The organism is Pseudoalteromonas sp. Z1A6 (assembly GCF_011378745.1).
In the GTDB taxonomy this organism is placed as follows: domain Bacteria; phylum Pseudomonadota; class Gammaproteobacteria; order Enterobacterales; family Alteromonadaceae; genus Pseudoalteromonas; species Pseudoalteromonas arctica.
The window spans coordinates 1-5,714 of the sequence record NZ_WTKW01000277.1; the positions used below are offsets into that span (position 1 = coordinate 1).

Here is a 5,714-nt window from a genome sequence, read left to right on the forward strand (position 1 = left end):
ATCCTAAAGAAGATATTTTTTACACTGTAGAAAATTTTTACTTAGACTCAAAACGAAATATCTTATGGTTGGCAACCACCCACGAAGGCTTGCTTGGTGTTGACCCAGTTACTTATGAGAGAAAACACTACATAGGATTAAAAAATTCATTTAATACTGACTCTATCTATTCGTTACTTCCTGATGAAAATGGTTTTTTATGGGCAAGTACCGACAATGGTTTATATCAAATAAACCTAGATACACTCAATGTGGTGAGTTATTCAGTAAAAGACGGGTTGAATATAAACCAATTTACTCCTATAGCAGCAACAACATTAAACGATGGCAGGCTTATATTTGGTAGTAATGCGGGCGCCCTACTTTTTGACCCCTTAGACTTTGATGAAAAAGAATTATTTAAAAAAAATAGTGTAGCGATTACCGATATAAATCTTTTTACCAAAGAGCTCGATTATTACCCTCATAAATACCTTAGCCAACCACTTGATCTCAGTTATGAAGACATGGGCCTTACAGTTAGTTTTTCTAACTTTTCTTACCCCAATATAGACAAAGCATATTATAAGGTAATTCTTTCAGGGCCAACGTCCCTTACATATGAAGACTTACAATCTAACCAAGTGTTTTTCACAAAACTTCAACCCGGTAGTTATTCGCTAAAAATATCAGCACATAATCGCGATGGTATTGTTACAAGCGAACCTGCCACACTTAATATCAACGTGGCCTACGCACCATGGAAGTCGCCCTTTGCTATTGTCGCCTATGTAGTTTTAATAATTGCCGTGTTGTTTTTCATTTTTTGGCAATACCGCAGCCGCCAAGTTGCAATTGAACAAGCCCATAGAGCGACTATTCATTCGCAAAAGCAAACAGAACTCGCGCTTAAAAATAACAAAAGTGGCGTGTGGGATTATAATTTTAAAGATGCTTCCGTAAGTACGCTCAGAGGAAGTGAATTAGGCTATACAGGCTTGCCTGTACGCGTACACATAGAACAATTTTTAGCGCTTATACACCCAGATGACCGACGTCGTTTTGAAAACCAATGGGAAAACTACTTCAAGTACAAAAAACAACAAAACTGGCAAGCAACTTATCGTCTACAGCATAAAAATGGGCATTGGTTATGGTATCAAGATACAGGACAAGTTATATACGATCCTCAAACAAATGAGCCGCTATATGTTTCTGGCATATATACCAATATCACGGAGCAACGGGCTAATGAGCAACAAGCAAAAATTCTAGGTGAAGCGTTTAGCCAAATAAACGACTGGTTACTTATACTCGATAAGCATTTAATGCCATTTTCTGCGAACAACAGTTTTATTGAAACGTTTTCAAGTGAACAAGCAGCCACTAAAATTAGCCCAAAATTATTTATTAGGGCCATTGGTAAAGATAAGTGTAGAGAGTTTGCAAATATTTTAAAAAAATTAAAAGCTACAGAAAACTGGCAAAGTGATGCTTATATAAAAACAGCAAAAAGTAACGAACATCCAATACATATAAGCGCCACAGCCGTAACAAAAGATACTGCAAGCTACTACGTGGTTGTTATTACAGATTTAACTGAGCAAAAACGTGCAGAAAACGAACTGCGCTATTTGGCTAATTTTGATCCTCTAACGCATCTACCTAATCGTAGTTTAATGTATAAAAATATTGAAGACGCGATTAAACATGCCAATGAAAGTAATACACAATGCGCATTATTATTTATTGATTTAGATAAGTTCAAACCTGTTAACGACTCTTTTGGCCACGCAGTTGGTGATAAGCTACTTTGTAATATTACCCAAAGAGTAAACGGTATGCTTGGCGTAAACGCAAAACTTGGCCGTCAAAGTGGTGATGAATTTTTAGTGCTGATTCAAAATATAAAATCGCTTCAGTCTCTTCGCGATACAGTAAGAAAAATTAGTAATGAGTTAGCTAATAAAGTAATTATTGAAGACTTCTCTATTAATATTTCAGCCAGTATTGGCGTCGCTTTATACCCATTCGATGCTGTAACCACCGATATACTTATCCGTAATGCCGATGTTGCGATGATGCACGCTAAACAAGGCGGGAGAAACGACTTTAAGTTTTTTAGCGATGAAATGAATGAGCTGATAAAACAAAAGTTACTGCTCGAAAATGATTTAAAAGATGCAGTAAAAGACAACCGATTTTTTAATCACTATCAGCCCATTATCGACATAGAAGAAAAAACAATAAATGGCGTGGAGTTACTCATGCGCTGGAAAAATCAAGGACAGTTGGTATCGCCAGCACTTTTTATACCGGTAGCAGAAGAAACTGGTTTAATAGAACTCCTTACTGAGCAAGCATTGCAACGAGCTCTTATTGAAATTGCACCTATACTCAGCGCAAACCCATTGTTTTATATATCTTTAAACTTATCCCCTAAACACATTTTAAAAACAAACATAACCCAGCGGTTAATGTCCATATTAGCGGACTCTCAAGTTCATCCAAGACAATTAAGACTTGAAATAACAGAGAGTATTTTACTAGAAGATAAACTCAAAGCAGCCAAGCAGCTACAAAACTTAAAAGCTGCTGGGTTTAAATTACTACTTGATGATTTTGGTACTGGTTACTCGTCACTCACCTACTTGAGCCAATTTCCTATTAATGTTATTAAAATAGATCAAAGCTTTGTAAACAGTATTGGTATAGATAAAGGGGATGAATCGATTATTAAGACCATTCTTTCATTGGCCGAAAACCTAGATCTTTACTGTATTGCAGAAGGAGTAGAAACGCGCGAACAGATGATCTTTTTAGCCGAGGTTGGGTGTACTGTACTGCAAGGTTATTACTTTGCAAGGCCAATGGATGCTAAAGACTTACGTAAAAGCGATTGTTTTAGCAATATCATTGATTTGATTTGATTTGAAACATTAAAAGCGTGCTAATCATTATTACACGCTTTTATATTAATTAGATGCTACTAATGGATGTGATGGCATTCGTGGCTTTCTATTTGTAATACACTATTGCGTACATTAAATTTTTCAGCTAACAGTTGTTCTACCTTCATACGACATGCTTCATCGTGTTTTTCAATAGTACAATGCTCTTTAAGTACAACGTGCGCCCCGACTACTACCCCCTTATATTTGCGCGTTACAGTGACGTTATGGACATTGTGAACATGCTCCATATCTGTAATCTCACTTTCAATATCTGCAACTTTAGGAAGTTTGGCCTTATTTAAGCGTAAACCTTTTATACAACTAATAATGACCTTAACACCGGTAAACAACACGAAAGAGGCGATTAACATGCTCGATAAAATATCGATAACAACCCAGCCCGTAAAATATATAAGAATACCAGCCACAAATGTCGATACAGTAGAAATCAAATCAAAGAATGAATGTAAAAATACCGCGTAAACATTAATACTCGCTTTGCGGCCTTTATATAAAACCCATGCAGCAGCACCATGAAACAAAAAACCAATAGCAGCAATAACCGACATTAAATAACTATTAATAGCCAGCTCATTTCCTTCATGCTGGTGTATATAGCGCTCACCACCTTCATACAAAATAATTAAACTGATTGCTAGGTATAAAAATCCGTTCACCAGACCACCCAAAAGCTCGGCTCTTTGATGACCATCGTTATAGGTTTTAGCAAAATGAATAGCGAGACTTGATGCAATCAGTGCGATGAATAACGAGCTATTGTGAACAAACAAATGCCCCGCATCGGCAAGTACAGCAAGCGAATTAGAATAATAAGCACCTATAACCTGAATTACCATAAACGAACACGTAATTGCTAGTGCAATAAGTAACCGACGACGAGAAGCTTGGTGTGTAGTGATTTCTGTCATGAAATGCTTGAATAACCTATACTTAAAGTGCAAATAAACCAAAGATGGCTTAGAGTAGAAAAGGGTAATGATATACAGTATCAATTATAATACGTACTGCCCTCAAACGCACTAAAAACTTAGTAAATCAAAAAAAATGTGCTAATAATTAGTAGGGCTTGTTGAACTTCGGTGGTTGAATTTACACCAGTATTTTTGTTTTTTAGGCAAGGCAGAGCCTATGTAGTGTGGCTATTCCCCATAAATAGGCGATAACGCAGCATAAATACCAAACATGCGCTGCCTTTTGAGCTCGATCTAAGGACGATTAACACGCCCAAGTAAAAACAATAAAAATACAATAGATAACAATTTAATTGTGGCTTAAACACATGGAGAGTTGAGTGAGTAATAACCTATCAAATGAAATATGGCGAAACTTGGAGTTACTGCCGTTTTGTGTATTACTTTATGATGCCAATGAAAATATATTTAAAGTTAACAGCCAAGCACAGGACTTGTTTGGCTTAAGAAATAAATCACATTTTAATAAAATTGATTTTTCACACATCACTTTAACCAATCATCACAGTAAAAAAGAACTATTAGTCGAGGAGCTATTCTTTGATTATTTCACTGCAAATAACCAATGCCAGTTTGTTTTATCAAAACAGGTATCTAAATTGCTACTCAATGTAAAATTTGCAAAATTACCTAACTCAAGCTCCATTATTATAATCGATGTATTGAATAATAATGTAGATGAACAATATGATTTTGATAATATTATTTCGAACATATCAACTGACTTAATTGATATTCAAAACGACGACGTTGATAAGCATATCAACTACGCATTAAAAGCTATTGGTACCGTTTGCCACGCAGATAGAAGTTATCTTTTTAAGTTTGCCGAGGATGGTAAAACCATAAATAACACCCACGAATGGGTCAATAATGATATACAAGCATTTAAAGAGGACTTACAAAACCTTCCGAAAAGCGATCTCCCCTACTTTTTTAGTTTGATGGCACGTACTCACTTATTTAGAGTTAACGATGTAACGTCGTTACCCATTCAAGCAATGAGCGAAAAAACAATTTTCCAGCGACAAAAAATAAAATCAGTACTTTGCATTGGTCTACGTTATGACAAAGAGCTCGTTGGCTTTATAGGCTGTGATTGCGTTGTTCAAAAGCGAAACTGGACTGATTTAGACCTTATTCGCTTAAGGTTAGTAGGTGAAATGCTTGCTAATGCTTTCAAAAATTTAAATTACAAGCAAGAGCTACAACAAGCTCAGCAGCAACTCATTAATGCCAATCATAAACTTAACAAACAAGTTAATACTGATGGCCTTACAAACATTGCTAACCGACGCTGTTTTGATCAAACTTTAAAATGCGAAATTAAGCGCGGCGCACGTAATAAAGAACCCATTAGTTTAATAATGTGTGATATTGATTTTTTTAAGCGTTATAACGATAACTATGGGCATCAGCTAGGTGACGAAGTGTTAAAAAAAGTTGCCAAGGCGCTGCATGATCTTTGTAAACGTGAAGGTGATTTAGCCGCTCGTTTCGGTGGTGAAGAATTTGCGATAATTTTACCTGCAGTCGACACAGATCACTGCCAAAGATATGCTGTTCTTATTCAGGAAAAAATTGCAGAACTTGCAATTGAACATAACTTTTCAAGTGCCAGTAAATACCTCACTTTGAGTATCGGATTTTATAGCCTTATACCCAATCAAAAAACAACACCTAAAGAAGTTATAACTAACGCCGACATAGCCCTTTATAACGCAAAAGAAACAGGCAGAAATAAAATAGCCAGTTTTTAAAAAAACCGACTAAGTCGGCGCGCTACAGT

At 36.1% G+C, this 5,714-nt stretch carries 3 protein-coding genes; 2 read left to right on the plus strand and 1 reads right to left on the minus strand.

From position 1 onward, the window contains the following. Nucleotides 1-2,909: EAL domain-containing protein (locus tag GQR46_RS15280; protein ID WP_165741376.1), on the plus strand; the 2,909-nt coding region annotated here is incomplete at its 5' end. 59 nt (nucleotides 2,910-2,968) lie between these two features. Here the strand turns inward: GQR46_RS15280 and GQR46_RS15285 are convergent. Continuing rightward, nucleotides 2,969-3,862: a cation diffusion facilitator family transporter gene (locus GQR46_RS15285; protein ID WP_007581834.1), complete on the minus strand. Its 894-nt coding sequence runs from the start codon at nucleotides 3,860-3,862 to the stop codon at nucleotides 2,969-2,971. Nucleotides 3,863-4,245: 383 nt separating this feature from the next. On the opposite strand from GQR46_RS15285, the gene GQR46_RS15290 reads away from it, so the two are divergent. After that, complete coding sequence (locus GQR46_RS15290) at nucleotides 4,246-5,685, plus strand: diguanylate cyclase (RefSeq protein ID WP_165741377.1); 1,440 nt, start codon at nucleotides 4,246-4,248, stop codon at nucleotides 5,683-5,685. Nucleotides 5,686-5,714: the final 29 nt, after the last annotated feature.